The sequence below is a fragment of the Geminicoccus sp. genome, assembly GCF_035556675.1.
Classification (GTDB): Bacteria; Pseudomonadota; Alphaproteobacteria; order Geminicoccales; family Geminicoccaceae; genus Geminicoccus.
In genome coordinates this window covers 1-20,231 of sequence record NZ_DATMFZ010000304.1, presented here as the reverse complement: position 1 = coordinate 20,231, position 20,231 = coordinate 1, and the positions used below count along the sequence as shown (strand labels likewise).

The following is a 20,231-nucleotide window of genomic DNA, read 5'->3' as shown; positions in this document are numbered from 1 at the left end:
CCGGCGCCCTGCCAGGACCGGCAGGGCGACCAGCGCCCGAACGGGAGTGGCCATGCGTCTCGCCGGCATCCACCACGTCACCGCGATCACCGCCGATGCGCCCGGCAACCTTCACTTTTACACCGGCCTGCTCGGCATGCGGCTGGTCAAGAAGACGGTCAACCAGGATGACGTGCGCGCCTATCACCTGTTCTATGCCGACGGGATCGCCGCCCCGGGCACCGACCTCACCTTCTTCGACTGGCCGGTCGGGCCGCGCGTGCCCGGCAGCCATGACCTCGTGCGCACCGGCCTGCGGGTCGCCGGCAGCGACGCGCTGGCATGGTGGCGGGACCGGTTCGCCCGGGCGGGTGTGGCGCACGGGGTGGTCGAGGAGCGCGACGGCCGGGCCGTGCTCGACTTCGAGGATCCCGAGGGCCAGCGCCTGTGCCTGGTGGACGATGGCGGTGCGGGTGACTCGCATCCCTGGCAGGCGAGCCCGGTGCCGATGCCGTATCAGATCCGCGGTCTGGGTCCGCTCGTGATGAGCGTGCCGGATCTGCGGCCCAGCGAACGGGTGCTTACCGAGGTGCTGGGCCTGGTCCACCGGCGCGGCTATCGCGGCCCGGCCACCGTGGACGGGCCGCCGGTCCAGACGGAAGTGTTCAGCACGCCCGATGCCGGCCCCGAGGGCGAGCTGCATGTCCGCCTGGAGCCCCATCTGCGCCCGGCTGCCCAGGGCGCCGGCAGCGTCCACCACATCGCGTTCCGCACCCCCGACGCCGACTACGAAGCCTGGGCCGAGCGCCTGCGCCGGATGGGCGTGCCCTCCAGCGGCCCGGTCGACCGCTACTATTTCCGCTCGCTCTATCTCCGCGAGCCGAACGGCATCCTGGTCGAGATCGCCACGGACGGGCCGGGCTTTGCCACCGACGAGCCACCCGACCGCCTGGGCGAAACCCTGGCGCTGCCACCCTTCCTGGAGCCGCGCCGCCGGGAGATCGAGGCGGGGCTGAAGCCGCTCTGAAGGGGCATGCTGTCTGGTCCGGTCTGCGCGGGTGCTGATCGTTGGTTCGCGTTCTGGCAGGGAAGATGGAGCCTCACCGCGTCATGGCGTCTGGATGAAGCGCTCGGCCTCGCCGTGAGGGACGTACAGGGCCAGGGCCGCATGTGGGCCCTGGCCAGCCGATCGCGATCCTTCGGAAGGCAGCCGGACGAGGCAGCCCGTCCTGTGGCCGAACATGCTTCGCGGCCGTGTGTTACGTTGCCGCGTCGGTGCCTGCCGGCGTCAGAGCCGGGCCAGGCGTTCGGTCAGCAGGGTGAAGAAGCGGTCGGCGTCGACCTCGCGCATGACCGTCGCGTTGGCCGGGCGCCGGTCGGTGTTCCACCAGTCCACCAGGGTCCGGCCGATCGAGCGGCCTTCCAGCTCGATCTCGACCGGGCAGTCCTTGCCGGCGAACAGGGTCGGGTCGATCAGCCAGGCGATCACGCAGGGGTCGTGCAGCGGCGCGCCCGGCGCGTCGTAGCGCTCCATGTCGAAGCGGTTGAAGAAGTCCAGCAGTCCATGGACGGCCTCCGCGACCCGGCCGCCATTGGCGCGGAGCCGTGCCAGGCGCTCCGCGGTCACCAGCACCTGGTGGGTCACGTCCAGCCCGAACATGACCAGGGGCACGCCCGAACGGAACACGATGTCGGCGGCATGCGGATCGACATAGATGTTGAACTCGGCGGCGGGGGTGATGTTGCCGAGCTCGATGGCGCCGCCCATCAGCACGATCTGCCGGAGCCGCTGGGCCAGATGCGGCTCCTTGCGGATGGCCAGGGCGACGTTGGTGAGCGGGCCTACCGCCGCGATCGTCACGGTGCGGGGCGGGCGGGACATCACCAGCTCGATGATCGCGTCGACCGCGTGGCCGTCCCGCAGCGGGGTGGTCGGCTCCGGCAGCACCGCACCGTTCAGCCCGGTCTCGCCATGCACGTGCTCGGCGGTCTCCAGCGGCCGGACCAGGGGACGGTCGCAACCGGCATGGACCGGCACGTCCGCGCGGCCTGCCAGCTCCAGGATCTTGCGGGCGTTCACCCGGGTCAGGCCGAGCGGCACGTTGCCGGCCACCGCCGTGATCGCCAGCAGCTCGATCTCCTCTTGTGCCCCCAGCGCCAGCAGGATCGCGATGGCATCGTCCTGGCCGGGATCGCAGTCGAGGATGAGGGCATGGCGGGCCATCGGCGTCAGCTCTCCGTCAGCTTGAACTCGATCCGGCGGTTGCGCCGGTAGGCGATCTCGTCGTCGCGCCCGTCCAGCGGCTTGTACTCGCCAAAGCCTGCCGCGGCCAGACGCTCGGGCGGCAGGCCCTGGGAGATCAGGTACTCGACCACGGCGACCGCGCGCGCGGTGGACAGTTCCCAGTTGGAGGCGAACCGGCCGCCGCGGATCGGCTGGCGGTCGGTATGGCCGTCGACCCGCAGCACCCAGGGCACGTCCTCCGGGATCGTCTGGGCGATCTGCTGGAGCGTTTGCGCGACCTTGGCCAGCTCCGCCCGACCGTCTGCGCCGATCTCGGCCGAGCCCGGGTTGAACAACAGTTCCGACTGGAGGACGAACCGGTCGCCCACCACCCGGATGTCCGGTCGCTCCCCCAGCGCCTGGCTCAGCACGCCGAAGAACTCCGAGCGGTAGCGCGACAGCTCCTCGACCTTCTGCGCCAGCGCCTCGTTCAGCCGCTGGCCGAGATCCACGATGGTCGCCTGCTGGGTGTCGACCTGGCTCCTGGTATCGTCCAGCGTACCTTCCACGGCCACCAGCGCTGTCCTCGTGGTGTCCAGCAGCCGCTCCAGCTCCGCGATCCGGCCGCGTGCGGAGGCCAGCTCCGCACTGGTGCTCTGCAGGGAGGCCTGCGCATCGGTGGCGGCCGCCTGCTGCTGCGCCAGCGCCGTCTCCAGGCGACCTCGCTCGGCCGCCAGCTGCTCCTCCAGGGTGACGGCCCGCGCCGCGGCCGCCTCCGCCCGCTGCCGCTCGGTGGCCAGGCTCGCCGCTCCGGCCCGGCGTTCCTCACCGAGCACCGCCTCGAGCTCGGCGATCCGGCGCGCCAGCTGCTCCTCCAGCGTCTCCTTCTCGCGCGCGGTGGCCTTCAGGCTCTCGTCCAGCGCCTTCTGCTGCGCGGACAGGTCGTTCACCGTGCTGCCGAGTTCGCCCACCTTGGCACGCAGCGCCTCGTTGGCCGCTCCGCTGCCCTCCAGCCGGCCCGTTGCCTGGTCGATCTGGTCACGCAGGAACTCCAGGCTCTGGTCGCGCTCCTTGGTGGCCGCGTCCATGGCCTCCAGCTGGCGTTTGATCTTGTCGACCAGCGCCTGGACGTCTTCGGGGGACTGCTGCTGCCCGCCCGATTCCTGCGAGGCCGGCTGCTCCGTCGGCGCTTGCTCCTGCGCCCGTGCCGCAGCGGGCGGCAGGAGCCCGAGCAGGGCCAGGAACATACCCCAGAACATGCCGACGCGGACCATGCGGATTCCCCCCTTTATCCGCGGAGTGTGCCGGCAAGCGCACGGCTTTCGCAAGCGGGCTGCACCGCTGCGGCACGCTCACCCTTCGGGATCGGATCGCCACCCGGCCAGTGCCTGGTCGAGCCGGGCCGGGTCGGCAAATCCGTCATGCGCAGCAGCGTCCAGTTCCTGAAGCAGCAGGCTCGTGGCGCCGGACATGGCCGGCGCGTGCGACCCGCGGTCCGCGGCCGCCACCCCCTCACGGTCGACCGGCAGGCCGGGCACGGCGGCGTGCAGGAGAAGGGCGGCCTGGTCCTGGCCGGCCGCCTGCAGCTGGCGGACCAATGCGGCCAGTGGCGCCCGCAACTCCTCCCGCCGCAACTCGGCGAGCGGCCGATCCTGGACCAGAGCCAGCTTGCGGAACAGGTCCAGATCCGGCGCCACCAGCGCCGCCGCCAGCACGTCGACGGGCTCGGCCGCCGGCGCGTCGGTGCTCGGCTCGGGATCAGGCAGCGCTGCCGCCCGCTCGGCCGCAGCCAAAGCGGTCGGCCAGTCACCTGCAGCCTGCGCCGCCCGGGTGCGCCGCCGTTCCATGGCGGGCTGGACCCGACGGCCTTCCCAGGCCGGTGCCAGCCGGTCCAGCGCCGCCTTCGCGCCAGCCGCGTCGGTGGCGCCGGCCTGCAGGTCCAGGTCGAGCGTCACCGCCTTGGCCTGCAGCGCCGTGTCCGCGTCGCCCTCCTGCTCCGCCACTGCCAGCCGCCGCCGTGCTGCCGGCAGCGCCTGTTCCCGCGCCAGCGCCTCGGCCTGCAGCAGCTTCCACAGCGCGGCTTCCGATTCATCGCCGGCAGCCGCGGCGACGAGGCCGTCCAGGGCCGCGAGCGCAGCATCGATCGCGCCGGAACGGATCTGGCTGCGGACGACCGGTTCACCCAGCAGGCGGCGCAGGGCTGGCGGGTAGCGGCTCAGCACGTCCCCACTCGCCGCCAGGGCCGCGCCGGCCTCGGCGTCGTGGCCCTGGCGGGCATGGAGGAAGGCCTGCCACAGGTCAGCCTCAGGCCGGTCGGGCTCGCCCAGCCCTGCAAGACTGGCGGGCGGCACGGCTGTCGGGCGCGCCAGTGCCGCCGCGGCCGTCGTGAGCGGGGCGGTCATTTCATCCGCCGGGCCGAAGCCCGCCAGCACCGCATCGGCTTCGACGAGCAGCCCGGCGCCCAGCAGCACCCGCACCAGGCCGGCACGGGCCGCGGGATCATCCGGTGCGCGTGCCAGACGCTCCTGCGCCAGCCGCCGCTCGGCCAGTCCCGCACGCCCTCCCAGGCCGGCGAAGTCCAGTCGTGCGTCCTCCGCTGCCGGTGACGGCTCGGCGGCGCCAGGCGGCACCTGCGGGATCGGTGGGGTCGCCCCGGTGATCCGTACGCCGTCGGTCCGAGGCACAGCATGAAGGTCCGGCCGCAGGGGGCGCATCACCAGCCCTGCCAGGCTCGTCATGATCTCCAGCTCCGGCGTGCCGCCGGCAGCCACGGGGCGCGCCTGCGCGGCGGCCACCGGTGCCACCAGCAGGCGATCACCGGCGCGGGGATCGGTCAGCTCGACCGGCCGGCCGACGCCCGGCAGGTGCAGGACAGGGCCCTCCCGGATCTCGACATGAGCGACTGGGTCCTGTCCCGGGTCGTCGGCAGCGAGCATCAGGCGCCAGGTTCGGCCGTCCGCGGGCGGTAGGAGCCTGGCCGCGACGCCCACGGCCAGGCCGAAGCGGAACACGGTCGCGTCCGGCCCGAGCTGGCGCTCAGTGGTGCGGACCCGATGCGCCAGGCGGCGGGCGAGCGCTGCCGGATCCGCCCTCAGTCGCTCGGCCCGCGCCCCGAACACCAGCCAGAGGCGGTCGTCCCGCCAGAAGGCGGCGGCAGGCACGGGATCGTCCCAGTGAAACTCCAGCACGGCTGCACCGGTGGCGTCGGCCATGGCACGAACCTCCAGGCCGGCCGCCGGTGCGGCCTCTGTCGGCCCGGATGAGGTCGCAGGGCGATCCGGCGCCGTGGCCCAATGTGCGGCATGGGCCCCGCGCGGGCGGGGCCCCGGGTCTTGGCCGATGGTCGCCGGGTCTGGAGCGGCGTCGACCGGAGCCTCGGCCAGCAGCGCCGGCAGGGCGTGGCTCGGTGCGTCGCTGCCGGCCGCAGCGGCGGATGGTGCCGGGACATCCTCCGGGCGCAGGTCCAGCACGAGGTGCTGCTCGCTCAGCCAGTCCGGCTCGAGGCTCACCTGGTGCCGCAGGCGCAGGCGCAGCTCGGGGCCGGCGGTTCGCGCGGACAAGGCGACGCGGGACAGCCGGATCCCGAGATCCTGCCCACCGCCCAGCAGGTCGCGATCGAACCGCAGCACCAGCTCGCCCGCTTCCTGGCCGCGGGTCATGGTGAAGGGGTGAGCGGCTTCCAGCACGATCCGCGCCGCAGCACCCTGGGTACCCAGGCGCAGCCGGATCGGCCCGAGTTCCTGATCCGGAGCGCTGGCCGCTTGCGCTGCGGGCGAGGCGGGTTGCGCGATCATGGCAGCGGCGGCCGTGCCGGCGCCCGCGGACAGGGCCAGCAACGCCAGCAACCGCAGGAGCGGAGTCAGAGCAGCACGAAGACATGCCAGGCCTAGCGGCGCCGTGGCGGTCATGCTGTGCTGCCCTGCAGGGCGCGGCCGATCTTCGCCTCGAGCGTGGCGGCGCTGAACGGCTTTACCAGGTAGTGGTCGGCTCCCGCGTCGCGGGCGGCCAGGACGTCCTCCGCCCTGCCTTCCGCGGTCACCATGATGAAGGGCACCAGGCCGATGCGCGGGTCGGCGCGCATCGCCTTGAGCAGCGCCAGCCCGCCGGTCGGCTGCATGTTCCAGTCGGAGATCACCAGGCCGAACCGGCGGCCGGCCAGCAGTGCCAGCGCCGCCTCCGCGTCGGTCGCCTCCGCCACGTTGGCGAAGCCGGCCTGGCGCAGGAGGTTGCGGATGATGCGCAGCATCGAGCGATAGTCGTCGACGAGCAGGATCGGCAGGTCGCGGTCGATCATCGCGCTCCGGCTCCGTGCGGCAGGCCTCCATCGAGTCGGAGACTAGCCGCAAGAGGTTGACGGAGCGTTAAGGCCCGGGCGCTCTAATGGCTCAGGATGCCCGGCGACGCCGCCCGGTCCGCGTCTGGGCCGCATCTGTCGTGGCCGCCGCCTCGGGCAGCAGGCGCGCCAGGTAATGGCCGGTATGGCTCCCTGGATTGGTGGCGACCTGCTCCGGCCGGCCCTCGGCGACGATCTGGCCGCCACCCGTACCGCCGTCGGGACCCAGGTCGACGATCCAGTCGGCGGTCTTGATCACCTCCAGGTTATGCTCGATCACCACCACCGTGTTGCCGGTGTCCACCAGGGCGTGGAGCACCTCGAGCAGCTTGCGCACGTCCTCGAAATGCAGGCCGGTGGTCGGCTCGTCGAGGATGTAGATGGTCCGCCCGGTCGCCCGGCGCGCCAGCTCCTTGGCGAGCTTGACCCGCTGCGCCTCGCCGCCCGAGAGCGTGGTGGCGGACTGGCCCAGCGCCACGTAGCCCAGGCCCACCCGGCGCAGCGTCTCGAGCTTGTGCCGGATCGGGGGCACCGCTTCGAACAGCTGGGTCGCCTCGTCGATGGTCATCGCCAGGATGTCGGCGATCGACTTGTCCTTGTAGGTGATCTCCAGCGTGGAGCGCTCGAACCGCTTGCCCTTGCACACGTCGCACTGGACGTAGACGTCGGGCAGGAAGTGCATCTCGATCTTGACCACGCCGTCGCCCTGGCAGGCCTCGCAGCGCCCGCCCTTGACGTTGAAGCTGAACCGGCCGGGCTTGTAGCCGCGAGCGCGGGCTTCCGGCAGCCCCGCGAACCAGTCGCGGATCGGGCCGAAGGCGCCGGTATAGGTGGCCGGGTTAGAGCGCGGGGTGCGGCCGATCGGCGACTGGTCGATCTCCACCACCTTGTCGAGCAGCTCGACGCCGGTCAGTTCTTCATGGGCGGCCGGCGCCTTGCGGGCCCCGTTCAGCCGGCGGGCCAGGGCCGGGTAGAGCGTGTCGATGATCAGGCTGGACTTGCCCGAGCCGGACACGCCGGTGACGCAGACGAAGGCGCCCAGCGGGAAGCTCGCGGTGGCGCCCTGCAAATTGTTGGCGGTGGCGTTGACCAGGCGGAGCATGCGCTCCGGATCGACCGGCCGGCGCCGTTCCGGCACGGCGATCTGGCGGCGGCCGGACAGATACTGGCCGGTCAGGCTGGCCGGGTCGTGCATGACCGCCTCCGGTGTGCCCTGCGAGACCACCATGCCGCCGTTCACGCCGGCACCCGGCCCCATGTCGATCAGATGGTCGGCCGCGCGGATCGCGTCCTCGTCATGCTCCACCACGATCACGGTGTTGCCCAGGTCGCGCAGGCCCACCAGGCTGGCGAGCAGCCGGTCGTTGTCGCGCTGGTGCAGGCCGATCGAGGGCTCGTCCAGCACGTAGAGCACGCCGGTCAGCCCGCTGCCGACCTGGGAGGCCAGGCGGATCCGCTGGCTCTCGCCGCCGGACAGGGTGCCGCTGTCGCGGGCCAGGGTCAGGTAGCCCAGGCCCACGTCATTGAGGAAACGCAGCCGGTCGCGGATCTCCTTGAGGATGCGCACGGCGATCTCGCGCTGGCGCTCGGTCAGACGCTCGTCCAGCGCCGCGAACCAGCGGTCGGCGTCCTGCACCGACTTGTCGGTGACCTGGCCGATATGGTGGTCGGCGATCTTGACCGAGAGCGCCTCGGGCTTGAGTCGCCAGCCCTTGCAGGCGGTACACGGCGCGGCGCTCAGATATTCGGACAGCTCGTCGCGCATCCAGGCGCTGTCGGTTTCCCGCCAGCGACGCTGCAGGTTGGTGACCACGCCCTCGAACGGCTTCTTGGTCTCGTACGCGCGCAAGCCATCGGCATAGCGCATGGTTACGGCCTCGCTGCCGGAGCCGTGCAGGACCGCGTTGCGGGCCTTTTCCGGCAGCTGCTTCCAGGGCGTGGTGAGGTCGAAGCCGTAATGGCGGGCGAGGCTGGCGAGGGTCTGGGGGTACCAGGAGGAGGAACTGTCCGCCCAGGGCTCGATCGCACCCTCGGCCAGCGACAGGTTGGGGTTCGGCACCACCAGGTCCGGGTCCATGAACATGGTGCGGCCCAGGCCGTCGCAGGCCGGGCAGGCGCCGTGCGGGCTGTTGAAGGAGAACAGGCGCGGCTCGATCTCGGCGATGGTGAAGCCGGAGACCGGGCAGGCGAACTTGGCCGACAGGAGCTGGCGCTCGCCGGAATCGGCGTCCTCCACGATCAGCAGGCCGTCGGACAGCTCGACCGCGGTCTCGACGCTGTCGGCCAGGCGCGTGGCCAGGTCCGGGGCGACCACGATCCGGTCGACCACCACCTCGATGTCGTGCTTGAGCTTCTTGTCGAGGGCCGGCGCGTCCTCGATGTCGTAGAGCTCGCCGTCGATCTTGACCCGCTGGAAGCCCCGGCGCTGCAGGTCGAGCAACTCCTTGCGGTACTCGCCCTTGCGGCCGCGCACGATCGGCGCCAGCAGATAGAGGCGGCTGCCTTCGGGCCGCTCCAGGACCCGGTCCACCATCTGCGGCACGGTCTGGCTCTCGATCGGCAGGCCGGTGGCGGGCGAGTAGGGCACGCCGACCCGGGCATAGAGCAGGCGCAGATAGTCGTAGATCTCGGTGACGGTGGCGACGGTGGAGCGCGGGTTCTTCGACGTGGTCTTCTGCTCGATCGCGATCGCCGGGGACAGGCCGCTGATCTGGTCGACGTCCGGCTTCTGCATCATCTCCAGGAACTGCCGGGCATAGGCCGAGAGCGATTCCACGTAGCGGCGCTGGCCCTCGGCATAGATCGTGTCGAAGGCGAGCGACGACTTGCCCGAGCCGGACAGGCCGGTGATCACCACCAGCCGGTTGCGCGGAATGTCGACGTCGACGGACTTAAGATTGTGCTCGCGCGCACCACGAATGCGGATCATGTCGTCCATGAGCTGTCCGGCCGGTGGCCTGCCCGCAACAAAGGGCAGCGATAGGGAACGAAACAAGTACACCGGGGCATTGATGGGCCAATGCCGTACGGCTTACAAGCGGTCACCGGGTTGCGGCTGCGTCATGCGCCAGCCTGCCGATCACTTCGCCTCGTCGGCGCAGCGATCTGCCGCTATGATCCGGCACATCATCCGAACCGCTGTCCGAAGCACGGGCAGCGGCCAGTCGAGGACGGTATATGGCCGGCAGTGTCAACAAGGTGATCCTGATGGGTAATCTGGGGAGGGACCCCGAGGTCCGCTACACCCAGAACAACCAGAAGATCGTCCATCTCTCGATCGCGACCTCCGAGCGCTGGTCGGACCGGCAGACCGGCGAGCGCAAGGAGCGCACCGAGTGGCACCGGGTCGTGATCCTGAACGAGAACCTGGCCGACATCGCGGAGAAATACCTGGCCAAGGGCCGCACCGTCTATGTCGAGGGTCAGCTGCAGACCCGGGACTGGCAGGATCAGTCCGGGCAGAAGCGCTACACCACCGAGATCGTGCTGTCCCGGTTCAAGGGCGAACTGGTGCTGGTGGGCGGCGGCAGCGATGCCGGCGGCGGGCGGTTCGGCGGGCCGCCGGACGATGCCTATGGCGACGAGGATCGCGGTGCCGGGCCGGCACGCGGCGGGGCCGGCAGCGGCGGCGGGTTCGAGCGGCAGGGGCCGCGCGGTGGTGGTGGCGGCGGCGGACGCCCGACACCGGCCAGCGACCTCGATGACGACATTCCATTCTGATCCGGCCATTCTGATCCGGTCTTCCGAGTCGGCTCCGGTGGCCGGTCGGTCGACTTGGCGTGATTAATGCGGCAGCCGGTGGCAGGCGGCGGCACATGAGAACCGCTTGATTCTCGCCCAGTCGTCCCTATTATCATCTCGTAACGCCTCCCGAGCATCACGCTATTTTGCACTGGTTCTTGTTGCGTCGCATCATTGCCCGCCGGCCGGCACGCGGGACTTGATGAAGGACGGGGAACCGGGGCGCGAACGGCGATTTATCTGAACCACCACCCCAGCAGTGATGGCTTGCGGCCCAGAAGGCGGGGCTGTCCCTTCGAGCGGACGGCCGCAATGGACTGGACGGCGAGGGGGCATGTCGGCGAGCCGCATCATGGTCTCGCGATAACAGCAGGCGAAGGCGCCGCGGCGACAAGGCCCACGGCCGGCCTGCCATCGAGCAGAAGAGGAATATGTTTCCCTACCGACGCAACGTGAAGAAGCGGGGCAAGAACGGCCCGCAGCAGCGCAAGGGTGCCCAGCACGGCGGCCAGGGCCAGCGTATTCCGGGTTCGGCGCGCGACGTGCTGCGGCTCTTGCAGCCGGCCACCAAGGCGCTGGCCCAGATGCTGGCTGGCAACACCCGTCCGTCCGGACAGCTCAATCATGCCCGCCATGTGCTGGATCAGGCGCAGTGGCTGGTGGATGAGCGCCAGATCGACCGGCTGGCGCCGCAGGAGCGCGAGGAGTTCCTGGAGCAGCTGGCCCGCCTGAAGCTGACCCTGGCCGACGTACGCGACCTGGAGCAGGAGGAGGACGAGGCGAGCCCGGTCGACCCCCGTCCGACCGTGGCACCGGAGCGGCTGCGCGAGATGGCGCTGGCCCTGGCATCGGCGGGCCCGGCGGCCGCTGTACCGCCGATGCCGCCAGCCAGTGTCATGGCAGAGGAACCGGAGGTCGTGGCCGAGCCGGCACTGCCGGAGCCCGAGCCGGAGCCGGAAGGGGAGGCCCGTCCCGGCCCGCGTGGTCAGCGGCTGCGGCTGCGGCGGACCACGCCCCTGGCAGCCTCGATCGGCTGACCTCCTCCATCGTTCAACTTTCATCTCTCCTGTTCCGGTGGCGACCATGCTGCGCTCGATCCTGCTCGCATTGGACGGAGTGACCCCGGACGCCGCTGCCCTGTTCTGCGCTGGCGAGCTGGCCAGGTCACAGAACGCGGCGCTGCGGGTGGTGATCTGCCCGAACCGCGGCGATTTCGAGGGCGGCGAGGCTCATGGGATCGGCGGGAGCAGCTTCGCCGAGCGGCGCGACACTGTCCTGATCCAGCGGCTGCAGGAGCGCCTCCAGGCGGAGCGCAGCGGCCTGGTCGAGTTGCTGACCCAGTCCGGGATCGTGCCGGACATCGTCGAGACCGCAGGCGACCCGGCGAGCGTTGTGGCCGCCGCCAGCGAATCCGCCGACCTGGTCGTGCTGCCCCACGGCCGGCCCCGGGCCCGGGCGCAGGACGACACCGACACGGGCTTCGCCCTGCCGGTCTCGGACATCCTCCAGGAACTGGTGCGCCCGGCTCTGCTGGTGGCGGATTCCGCCATCGGCGATGGGCCGGTGGTGGCCGCCTATGACGGCAGCCCCAGTGCTCAACGGGCACTGCATACGGGTCTCCTGTCCGGCATGTTCGGTCAGCGTGAGGTCGTCGTCCTGTCCGTGGGCTATAGTGCGTCCGCAGCCGAGGCCATGGCCGCGCCTGCGGCCGAGCTGGTCCGGCATCACGGTCATGCGGTGCGGGTCGAGGCACTCGCCGAGCAGGGCGACACGGCACACGCGATCCAGGGCAGGCTGCAGGTCCTGCAGCCTGCCCTGTTCGTGTCGGGCTCCTTCGGGGGGCAGGGGCTGCTGGAATGGCTGTTCGGCGGCACCACCGAGCATCTGCTGCCGGCGGTCCAGGTTCCCTGGCTGGTGCAGCGCTAGGACCTTCCTCCTCTCGGAGCCAGCTCTGCGCCTTTCCGCTCGCTTACCGCGGCAGATGGCGCATACTGGCGGACGTGAAGGGTTTTCGGGCGCGCGCGAGCCGCGGCCGGATCGGCCTGTCGCAGCGTGCGGAGCAGCCCGTGCCCGTGGAGGACCGAGCATGGCCGCCAACAACCACATCCGCAATCCGATCGAGTGGGGCTCCGACCAGCTGAGGAATGCCAATGTCGCGCTCAGCCGGACCGGCCACGCCGTCGTCGGCGACGACGTCGTCCGGCATGGGGCGCACCCGTCGGTCCGCCGGATCGGCATGGCTGACCTGCGCGATGCGCTGCGCCGCGGGATCGATGACTTCGGCACCTATCGCACCGACGTCATCTTCGTCTGCCTGATCTATCCGGTGGCCGGGCTGATCCTGGCCCAGCTCGCGTTCGGCGCCGAGATGCTGCCGATCCTGTTCCCGCTGGCCTCAGGCTTCGCCCTGGTCGGGCCGGTGGCAGCGGTCGGGCTCTACGAGATGAGCCGGCGGCGGGAGCTGGGCGAGGAAGTGGGCTGGGCGGATGCATTCGCCGTGCTGCGCTCGCCCGCGTTCGGCGCGATCCTGGTGCTGGGCATCATCCTGTTCCTGATCCTGGCGATCTGGCTCGGCACCGCCTATGCCATCTACGAGGCGACCATGGGCCCGGAGCCGCCGGCCTCGCTCGGCAGCTTCGTCCATGACGTGTTCACCACGGATGCCGGCTGGCAGATGATCGTCTGGGGGATCGGGGTGGGCTTTTTGTTCGCCGTGCTCGTCCTGACCATCAGCGTAGTGTCGTTCCCGATGCTGCTCGACCGCGATGTCGGCCTGGCGACCGCAATCGCGACTTCGGCGCAGGCGGTCTGGACCAACCCGATACCGATGGCGGCCTGGGGCCTGATCGTCGCCGGAGCCCTGCTGCTGGGCTCGATCCCGGCCCTGCTCGGGCTGATCTTCGTGATGCCGATCCTGGGTCACGCGACCTGGCACCTGTACCGCAAGCTGGTCGCTCCGCCTTACTGACCGTCTGCCGGTCGCGCCCGGCGAAGGGTCGAGCCTTTGAGCCGGGCGCGCATCGACCGTGCGGGCGGGGAGGCCCCTGATCAGGAGCCCGTGCCGAGATAGGTCACGCGGGTGGCAAGGGTATAATCCGATTCCAGCACCATCAGCGCCACGAACACCAGCACCATGATGCCGGGCAGCAGGATGGCATAGACCAGGGCCAGCCGTTCCCAGGCCATGTGCATGAAGACCGCGACGATCAGGCCGGCCTTGAGGACCATGAACAGCAGGATCAGGAACCAGCGCAGATAGCCCTGCACCTGGAAGTAATCCACGGCATAGGAGCAGGCGCTGAGGATGAACAGCCAGCCCCACACCACCAGGTAGAGGCGAATCGGATGCTGCTGGCCCTCCACATGCCCATCCGACACCCCGGCCGCCACCTCGTTCGCCATCCCATTCGCCACCGATGCCCGCGCCATGGCTCGTTCCTCACCACAGATAGAAGAAGGCGAAGATGAACACCCAGACCAGGTCGACGAAGTGCCAGTACAGGCCGGTGATCTCGACGATCTCGTAGCGGCCGCTGCGGCTGGTGAAGAAGCCCTTGGCACCCCGGTCGAAGTCGCCGCGCCAGACCTTGCGGGCGATGATCAGCAGGAAGATCACCCCGATGGTGACGTGGGTGCCGTGGAAGCCGGTGATCATGAAGAAGGTGGCGCCGAACTGCGGCGCACCCCAGGGATTGCCCCAGGGCCGCACGCCCTCCTGGATCAGCTTGGTCCACTCGAAGGCCTGCATGCCGACGAAGGTCGCGCCTAGCAGCGCGGTCGCCAGCATCAGGATGGCGGTGCGCCGGCGGTCGCGCCGGTAGGCGAAGTTGACCGCCATCGCCATGGTGCCGCTGCTGGTGATCAGGACGAAGGTCATGATCGCGATCAGGATCAGCGGGATCTCCGTACCGCCGATGGTGAGCGCGAACACTTCGCTCGGGTTCGGCCAGGGCTCCACCGTCGACATGCGCGCGGTCATGTAGGACAGGAGGAAGCAGCCGAACACGAAGGTGTCGCTCAAGAGGAAAACCCACATCATCGCCTTGCCCCAGGACACGCCCTTGAAGGCGCGCTGGTCGGAGCTCCAGTCGGCGATCAACCCGCGCCAGCCGGCCTGTCGGGGGAACGTCGCCTGCGTGTGAGCCATGGCTGCCCGGGCCATCCTCGCCTCCCTCAGCTCAAGACCTGGCGGCAGATCTCGGCGAAGTCGTTGGCCCAGCCGGCCAGAAGGCCGAACAGGACCAGCCAGACCAGCAGCAGGAAATGCCAGTAGGTGGCGCACAGCTCGACCAGGACCCGCGTCCGGGCACTGCCGGGATCGCGCCAGGCCCATGCGGTCGTGTGCCCGAGCGCTACCAGACCACCCGCCACATGCAGGCCGTGCACGCCGCTGAGCACGTAGAAGAAGCTGGCGGCCGGATTGCCGGCGAGCCCGTGGCCGGCAGCCAGCAGCTCGCGCCAGGCCAGGATCTGGCCCAGCAGGAACGCCAGCGCCGCCGCCCCGCCGAGCAGCAGTCCCTGTCGCATCGCAGCCGTGCTGCCGTGCCGTGTCGCGACCTGCGCCCCGTGCAGTCCGAGACTGCCGGCCATGAGCAGGCCGGTATTGATCCAAAGGATCCGCGGCAGGGGCAGCGGCCACCAGTCGGCGGCACCCATGCGCATCAGGTAGGCACTGACGAACAGGGCGAACAGCGACCCGGCCACGCCCAGGAACACCACCAGCCCGGCTTTCGCCCGGCGCAGGGATGCGGCCGCCTCCACCGGCCCGGCGGGTCCCGGAGCGGGCAAGGCCGGCAGGCCCGGCTCCAGCCATGGCTTGGCCATGATGCCGTGGCGGGCCAGCCACCAGGCGACGACCACGCCGACCACCAGGATGAAGGCCAGGGCCGCGCTCACGTCATCGCCCCTCTGACCTCGGCGGGGGAGGGCGGCTGGTTCTGCGGGATGAAGTCCTCCGCGGCCCCCGGCACGCTGTAGTCATAGGCCCAGCGATAGACCACCGGCAGCTCGCGGCCCCAGTTGCCATGCGCGGGCGGCGTCTCAGGCGTCTGCCATTCCAGCGTGGTGGCGCGCCACGGGTTGCCGCCGGCCGGCCGGCCGTAGCGCAGGCTCCAGAACATGTTGAACAGGAACAGGAACTGGGCGGCGCCGACCACCAGGGCCGTGATCGTGATGAACTCGTTCAGCGTGACGGTGGAGGCCGGGACGAAGGCGGTCTCGCCCATTTCGAAGTAACGGCGCGGGACGCCCAGCAGGCCCAGATAATGCATCGGGAAGAAGATCAGGTAGGCGCCCAGGAAGGTGATCCAGAAATGGAGCTTGGCCAGCAGGCCGTTGAACATCCGGCCGGTGATCTTCGGGTACCAGTGATAGATGGCGCCGAAGATGACCATGATCGGCGCCACGCCCATCACCATGTGAAAATGGGCGACGACGAACATCGTGTCGGATAGCGGCACGTCGACCACCACGTTGCCCAGGAACATGCCGGTGAGCCCGCCGTTCAGGAAGGTGACGATGAAGCCGATCGCGAACAGCATGGGCGGGGTGAAGTGGATGTCGCCCTGCCACAGGGTGAGCACCCAGTTGTAGACCTTGATGGCCGTGGGCACCGCGATGATCAGGGTCGTGGTGGCGAAGAAGAACCCGAAATAGGGGTTCATGCCGCTGACATACATGTGGTGCGCCCACACCACGAAGCTGAGCGCGCCGATGATCACGATCGCCCAGACCATCATGCGGTAGCCGAAGATGTTCTTGCGCGCGTGGGTGGCGATCAGGTCGGACACGATGCCGAACGCGGGCAGGGCCACGATGTAGACTTCTGGGTGGCCGAAGAACCAGAACAGGTGCTGGAACAGGATCGGGCTGCCGCCGCCATAGCTCAGCTGCTCGCCCATCTGGACGATCGCCGGCATGAAGAAGCTGGTGCCGAGCAGCCGGTCGAACAGCATCATGATCGCGCCCACGAACAGGGCCGGGAAGGCCAGGAGCGCCATGACCGTGGCGGTGAAGATCCCCCAGACCGTGAGCGGCATGCGCATGAGCGTCATCCCGCGGGTCCGGCCCTGCAGCACGGTCACCACATAGTTCAGCCCGCCCATGGTGAAGCCGATGATGAACAGGGCCAGGGAGACCAGCATCAGCACGATGCCCCAGTCCTGGCCGGGCGTGTTGGCCAGGATCGCCTGGGGCGGGTAGAGCGTCCAGCCTGCACCGGTCGGACCGCCCGGCATGAAGAAGCTGGCGACCAGGACCAGCACCGCCAGGAGATAGATCCAGTAGCTCAGCATGTTGGCATACGGGAACGCCATGTCCCTGGCTCCCACCATCAGCGGGATCAGGTAGTTGCCGAAGCCACCGAGAAAGAGGGCGGTGAGGAGGTAGACCACCATGATCATGCCGTGCATGGTGATGTACTGGTAGTAGCTATCAGCATCGATGAATGCGAGCGTGCCGGGAAAGGCCAGCTGCAGCCGCATCAGCCAGGACAGGAACAGGGCGACGAAGCCGATCGCAATGGCGGTCAGCGAATATTGGATCGCGATGACCTTGGCGTCCTGGGAGAAGACGTAGCGGGTGATCCAGCTATGGGGATGGTAGAGCTCGACCTCCGCCGTTTCGGCGGGCGGCACCGCATCCGCAGTTCCATGGATCGTGGTGGCCATCAGCCTGCCTCCTGCGACCGTGATTGCTCCGTCATGGACTGGCGTCCGCGGCCTGCCGGGCGGTGGAGAGTTGGGCGAAGGTGATCTGCTCCGCCAGCCAGGCCTGGTAGTCCGACTCGCTGTCGACCACGATCACGCCGCGCATGTAGGGATGGCCGACCCCACACAGCTCCGCGCACAGGATCTCGAAGGTCCCGGTCCGGGTGGGCGTGAGCCAGAAATAGGTGACCGCGCCCGGGATCATATCCATCTTGGCGCGGAACTCCGGCACGTAAAAATCGTGCAGCACGTCGACCGAGCGCAGCAGGATCTTGACTGGCTTGCCGACCGGTACGTGGAGATCGGCCGCCTCGACAATCACGTCATCCTGGCCGCGCGGGTCGTGCGCGCTCAGCCCGAGCGGGCTCTCCGGGGTGATCAGCCTCGTGTCGGCGCGCCCGAGCTGGCCGTCCTCGCCCGGTAGGCGGAAGCTCCATTGCCACTGCTGGCCGACCACCTCCACCTCGGCCGCTTCCTCCGGTACCTGGATGAACCGTGCCCATACCACCAGACCAGGGGCCAGCATGGCCGCCACGCCCACGGCGGTGCCGACGGTCAGTATCAGCTCCAGCCGCCGGTTCTCCGGCTCATAGGCGGCCCGGCGGCCCGGCCGGTGCCGGAAGCGCAGGAGGCAGTAGGCGATGAACAGCACGACCGCCGTGAACACTGCGCCCGTGATCCAGAACGTCACGATCAGGGTCGTGTCGATATAGGCCCAGTTGGAAGCGATCGGCGTCCACCACCACGGGCTCAGGAAGTGGAACAGGAGCGAGCCCAGCACGATCAGAACCAGGACGGCTGCGATCAGCATCGCACATCGAGTCCCTGAAGGTGGTCGAGGTCAAGGTCGCGCCGATGATCTCCCGAGCGGCCGGCCAGTATCCAATGGCTGGAACTGGCTGGAGCATCGGCGTAAAAATACCGCCTGCCCAGCGAGCAAGCAGTGCACCTCCCCATCTACTAGAGCGGCCATCCCGGATGAGCCGATGTGGTCTCCTGAGCAAACCTCATCGAGATCCGGATGAGCATCTTCTCTTGTGACATCTGTCCAAGCCATTGTCAACGTGACCACGGCCGTCCTGCGGATGCCATCGCGGGCGGACGGCAGCGTCGGAATATGGCTCCATCCCGCATAGTAATTTCCTTAACAAGATTTAAGCAATAATACAGCAGAAATTACATGACGTGATAATTTCCAGAAAAATACGACAAAATATGTGGACAAATCGATCGACGTTCAAGTCTGACTTATTAAATGTCGGTTATCTTTAAGGTTGGGCTGGAATGTCTCAAGAGATGCGCTAGCAGTTTTTCCGGAAGCTGCCGCAGGTGCGGTGGTGGCTCCGGAACAGGGCAAGCAGCACAATGGTTTCACTTGACAGGGCCGCGCGCCGGATCATGCGTGGCACAGTGATTCTGGCCATTCTAGCCTCGGCTGGTGTCGGCATCTCCCAACCGGTCATGGCGGACGGGACATCGGTGCGCCTGCAGGAGCGTGTGCTGATGCAGCGCAACGGACCGCGAGGACTCGAATACGTCCCGACGACTGCCGCAACCGGCAGCGCCAAGGGCAAGAGTTCGTTGAAGGTCGACGTCCTGCGCAAGATCGAGTTGGACGGGGCAGCGCTCGACAACACCTATTCGAGCCTGCTGCCGCTCGACATGGACCGGAACGGCACCTACGAGTTCGTCCACTGGAACGGCCACCAGGTGATGCGCGTCTACGGCCAGAGCGGCAAGAAGCTCTGGCAGGTCACGAACCATTCTGCGCGCAAGGTGGGGTCCAGCAGCTTCATCCATCGTGACGGCGCCGCGGTCCTGGACCTGGACGGGGACGGCAAGGACGACGTACTGCATTGCTGGCAGTCCGGCTCGACCAGGCGGCTGGTGGCCCGTGATGGCGCCACTGGCAAGGAGATCCGTCACGTCAACCTGGACGGGCAGAGCAATTCCGCCGGCAGCCTGTGCCGCATCGCGGTGTACCGCACCGAGGCGACCAAGAAGCCGGTGATCCTGGTGGCCCACAGCCAGCCCGGCGGCAGCGCCAAGTGTGGCAAGCGCAACTGGCCGGACAACTGGACCCGTGTCGTCGCCTTCGACACGAAGCTGAAGAAGCTCTGGCACGCCGATACCTGCGATGCCGGGCACCATACGGCCGGCGTCGACAAGGACGGCGATGGCTACATGGACTATTTCTTCGCCGGGAAATACGCGATCGACTTCAACGGCAAGATCCGCTGCACGCTCGCCGGCTGGAACAAGAGCGACCATGTCGATGCGATTCGCATCGCCAAGCTGGACGGTTCCAAGCTGCAGGCGGTGGCGATCGGCCGTACCGGTGGCGGCGCGTTCGATGCCGGCAGCTGCAAGCGGCTCTGGAGCCTGCCCTCGGTCGTGACGAACCCGCAGGAGCTGGTGGTCGGCCAGTTCGACCCGGCGCCGAAGCCGCTGGGCGTGATGATCGCGCAGCGCAGCACCAAGGGGCAGTCCAGCACCTTCATCCTGAACAGCAAGGGCAAGCTGGTCCACACCATCAAGAACCGCGAGGTGATGGCCATGCAGAACGCCGAGCTGGACGGCAACCGCCGCACCGACGAAGTAGTGGCGATCTTCGGCGAGGTGTTCAACGGCAAGGGCAACAAGATCCTGTCCAAGGACTGGTATTGGAACCTCAAGGGCAGCAAGGTGAAGGAAAAGAAGACCAGCAACGTCTATGACCGCTGGGTGGCCTTCCCGGTGCTGTTCGACGTGGACAGCGACGGCAGGGACGAACTGGTGACCTGGGGGCAGAGCCTGATCGTGGTCGGCCGGCCGCACTGATCCGCCGGCCGGGAAGGCCGGTGATCACGGTACAACCGCGCGGATAAAATTATCACACTTGTTTATCCGCCGCAGATGGCCATTTTTGTTCTTGGCGGATAAAGGATCTGACCTGCATCTGAACAGGTGCAGGCAGGTCGTTTGTCGGCTGCCAATGGTCCGCATTCGCGCGGGCCAATCGTGCCTGTCTTGAGATGGATCTTCTATGACTACCGGAACCGTCAAGTGGTTCAACCCCGACAAGGGCTTTGGTTTCATCGCCCCGGATGAGGGGGGCAATGACGCGTTCGTTCACATCAGCGCCGTCCAGCGTTCGGGCATCGGTGATCTGCGCGAGGGCCAGAAGGTCGAGTACGAACTCGTTCAGGACCGCCGGAGCGGCAAGCTCTCGGCCGAGAACCTGCGCATCGTCGGGTAGTCGTCTTCC

General features: G+C 68.7%; 17 protein-coding genes. 7 read left to right on the top strand and 10 right to left on the bottom strand.

Annotation, left to right across the window (positions count from 1 at the left end):
- Positions 1-52: 52 nt before the first annotated feature.
- Positions 53-1,006, top strand: a complete 954-nt coding sequence (locus VNS22_RS21205; protein ID WP_325736001.1) for a ring-cleaving dioxygenase — start codon at positions 53-55, stop codon at positions 1,004-1,006.
- 261 nt (positions 1,007-1,267) lie between these two features.
- Here VNS22_RS21205 and VNS22_RS21200 read toward each other — a convergent pair whose 3' ends face one another.
- The 5 genes from VNS22_RS21200 to uvrA form a co-directional block, all read right to left on the bottom strand.
- A complete protein-coding gene (locus VNS22_RS21200) occupies positions 1,268-2,203 on the bottom strand; it encodes a nucleoside hydrolase (protein ID WP_325735999.1) in 936 nt (311 codons plus the stop codon).
- 5 nt (positions 2,204-2,208) lie between these two features.
- A complete protein-coding gene (locus tag VNS22_RS21195; RefSeq protein WP_325735997.1) occupies positions 2,209-3,477 on the bottom strand; it encodes a peptidoglycan -binding protein in 1,269 nt (422 codons plus the stop codon).
- A gap of 78 nt (positions 3,478-3,555) precedes the next feature.
- Entirely contained in the window at positions 3,556-6,039 is a 2,484-nt protein-coding gene (locus VNS22_RS21190; RefSeq protein ID WP_325735995.1) for a hypothetical protein, read from the bottom strand.
- A 68-nt stretch (positions 6,040-6,107) separates the two neighbouring features.
- Positions 6,108-6,497, bottom strand: a complete 390-nt coding sequence (locus VNS22_RS21185; RefSeq protein ID WP_325735994.1) for a response regulator — start codon at positions 6,495-6,497, stop codon at positions 6,108-6,110.
- Positions 6,498-6,588: 91 nt separating this feature from the next.
- Positions 6,589-9,474, bottom strand: a complete 2,886-nt coding sequence (uvrA, locus tag VNS22_RS21180) for an excinuclease ABC subunit UvrA (protein WP_325735992.1) — start codon at positions 9,472-9,474, stop codon at positions 6,589-6,591.
- A 239-nt stretch (positions 9,475-9,713) separates the two neighbouring features.
- Here uvrA and ssb point away from each other — a divergent pair, with 239 nt between their 5' ends.
- The 4 genes from ssb to VNS22_RS21160 all read left to right on the top strand — a co-directional run bounded on the left by ssb (position 9,714) and on the right by VNS22_RS21160 (position 13,245).
- Positions 9,714-10,256, top strand: coding sequence for a single-stranded DNA-binding protein (ssb, locus tag VNS22_RS21175; protein ID WP_325735990.1), 543 nt, complete (start codon positions 9,714-9,716; stop codon positions 10,254-10,256).
- Between the two features lie 452 nt (positions 10,257-10,708).
- On the top strand, positions 10,709-11,314 hold the full coding sequence (locus VNS22_RS21170; RefSeq protein ID WP_325735988.1) for a hypothetical protein: 606 nt from the start codon (positions 10,709-10,711) through the stop codon (positions 11,312-11,314).
- A gap of 46 nt (positions 11,315-11,360) precedes the next feature.
- Positions 11,361-12,203, top strand: coding sequence for a universal stress protein (locus VNS22_RS21165; protein ID WP_325735986.1), 843 nt, complete (start codon positions 11,361-11,363; stop codon positions 12,201-12,203).
- Positions 12,204-12,363: 160 nt separating this feature from the next.
- On the top strand, positions 12,364-13,245 hold the full coding sequence (locus VNS22_RS21160) for a DUF2189 domain-containing protein (RefSeq protein WP_325735984.1): 882 nt from the start codon (positions 12,364-12,366) through the stop codon (positions 13,243-13,245).
- A gap of 80 nt (positions 13,246-13,325) precedes the next feature.
- Here VNS22_RS21160 and VNS22_RS21155 read toward each other — a convergent pair whose 3' ends face one another.
- The 5 genes from VNS22_RS21155 to VNS22_RS21135 are packed head-to-tail and all read right to left on the bottom strand — an operon-like array spanning position 13,326 to position 17,795.
- Positions 13,326-13,706, bottom strand: a complete 381-nt coding sequence (locus tag VNS22_RS21155) for a cytochrome C oxidase subunit IV family protein (RefSeq protein WP_325735982.1) — start codon at positions 13,704-13,706, stop codon at positions 13,326-13,328.
- A 10-nt stretch (positions 13,707-13,716) separates the two neighbouring features.
- Positions 13,717-14,424: a heme-copper oxidase subunit III family protein gene (locus VNS22_RS21150; protein WP_325735980.1), complete on the bottom strand. Its 708-nt coding sequence runs from the start codon at positions 14,422-14,424 to the stop codon at positions 13,717-13,719.
- A gap of 26 nt (positions 14,425-14,450) precedes the next feature.
- Positions 14,451-15,173: a cytochrome c oxidase subunit 3 gene (locus VNS22_RS21145; RefSeq protein ID WP_325735977.1), complete on the bottom strand. Its 723-nt coding sequence runs from the start codon at positions 15,171-15,173 to the stop codon at positions 14,451-14,453.
- Positions 15,170-16,945 (bottom strand): cbb3-type cytochrome c oxidase subunit I, encoded by a 1,776-nt coding sequence (locus VNS22_RS21140; protein WP_325735975.1) that lies wholly within the window; start codon positions 16,943-16,945, stop codon positions 15,170-15,172. The genes VNS22_RS21145 and VNS22_RS21140 overlap by 4 nt, the downstream gene beginning before the upstream one ends.
- Before the next feature lie 31 nt (positions 16,946-16,976).
- Positions 16,977-17,795 carry a cytochrome c oxidase subunit II gene (locus tag VNS22_RS21135; RefSeq protein ID WP_325735973.1) on the bottom strand — a complete coding sequence of 273 codons (819 nt, stop codon included), beginning with the start codon at positions 17,793-17,795 and terminating at the stop codon, positions 16,977-16,979.
- 692 nt (positions 17,796-18,487) lie between these two features.
- Between VNS22_RS21135 and VNS22_RS21130 the strand changes: the two genes are divergently transcribed.
- Positions 18,488-19,804, top strand: a complete 1,317-nt coding sequence (locus VNS22_RS21130; RefSeq protein ID WP_325735971.1) for a hypothetical protein — start codon at positions 18,488-18,490, stop codon at positions 19,802-19,804.
- Positions 19,805-20,009: 205 nt separating this feature from the next.
- Entirely contained in the window at positions 20,010-20,222 is a 213-nt protein-coding gene (locus VNS22_RS21125; RefSeq protein WP_159709656.1) for a cold-shock protein, read from the top strand.
- Positions 20,223-20,231 lie beyond the last annotated feature (9 nt).

Excerpts from the sequence above, each read along its gene's own strand:
- VNS22_RS21140 (WP_325735975.1), bottom strand. The coding sequence starts at position 16,945 with ATGGCCACCACGATCCATGGAACTGCGGATGCGGTGCCGCCCGCCGAA.
- VNS22_RS21170 (WP_325735988.1), top strand. The coding sequence starts at position 10,709 with ATGTTTCCCTACCGACGCAACGTGAAGAAGCGGGGCAAGAACGGCCCG.
- VNS22_RS21165 (WP_325735986.1), top strand. The coding sequence starts at position 11,361 with ATGCTGCGCTCGATCCTGCTCGCATTGGACGGAGTGACCCCGGACGCC.
- VNS22_RS21200 (WP_325735999.1), bottom strand. The coding sequence starts at position 2,203 with ATGGCCCGCCATGCCCTCATCCTCGACTGCGATCCCGGCCAGGACGAT.
- VNS22_RS21150 (WP_325735980.1), bottom strand. The coding sequence starts at position 14,424 with ATGGCTCACACGCAGGCGACGTTCCCCCGACAGGCCGGCTGGCGCGGG.
- VNS22_RS21135 (WP_325735973.1), bottom strand. The coding sequence starts at position 17,795 with ATGCTGATCGCAGCCGTCCTGGTTCTGATCGTGCTGGGCTCGCTCCTG.
- VNS22_RS21125 (WP_159709656.1), top strand. The coding sequence starts at position 20,010 with ATGACTACCGGAACCGTCAAGTGGTTCAACCCCGACAAGGGCTTTGGT.
- VNS22_RS21130 (WP_325735971.1), top strand. The coding sequence starts at position 18,488 with ATGCAGCGCAACGGACCGCGAGGACTCGAATACGTCCCGACGACTGCC.
- ssb (WP_325735990.1), top strand. The coding sequence starts at position 9,714 with ATGGCCGGCAGTGTCAACAAGGTGATCCTGATGGGTAATCTGGGGAGG.
- VNS22_RS21195 (WP_325735997.1), bottom strand. The coding sequence starts at position 3,477 with ATGGTCCGCGTCGGCATGTTCTGGGGTATGTTCCTGGCCCTGCTCGGG.
- VNS22_RS21205 (WP_325736001.1), top strand. The coding sequence starts at position 53 with ATGCGTCTCGCCGGCATCCACCACGTCACCGCGATCACCGCCGATGCG.
- VNS22_RS21155 (WP_325735982.1), bottom strand. The coding sequence starts at position 13,706 with ATGGCGCGGGCATCGGTGGCGAATGGGATGGCGAACGAGGTGGCGGCC.
- VNS22_RS21185 (WP_325735994.1), bottom strand. The coding sequence starts at position 6,497 with ATGATCGACCGCGACCTGCCGATCCTGCTCGTCGACGACTATCGCTCG.
- VNS22_RS21160 (WP_325735984.1), top strand. The coding sequence starts at position 12,364 with ATGGCCGCCAACAACCACATCCGCAATCCGATCGAGTGGGGCTCCGAC.
- uvrA (WP_325735992.1), bottom strand. The coding sequence starts at position 9,474 with ATGGACGACATGATCCGCATTCGTGGTGCGCGCGAGCACAATCTTAAG.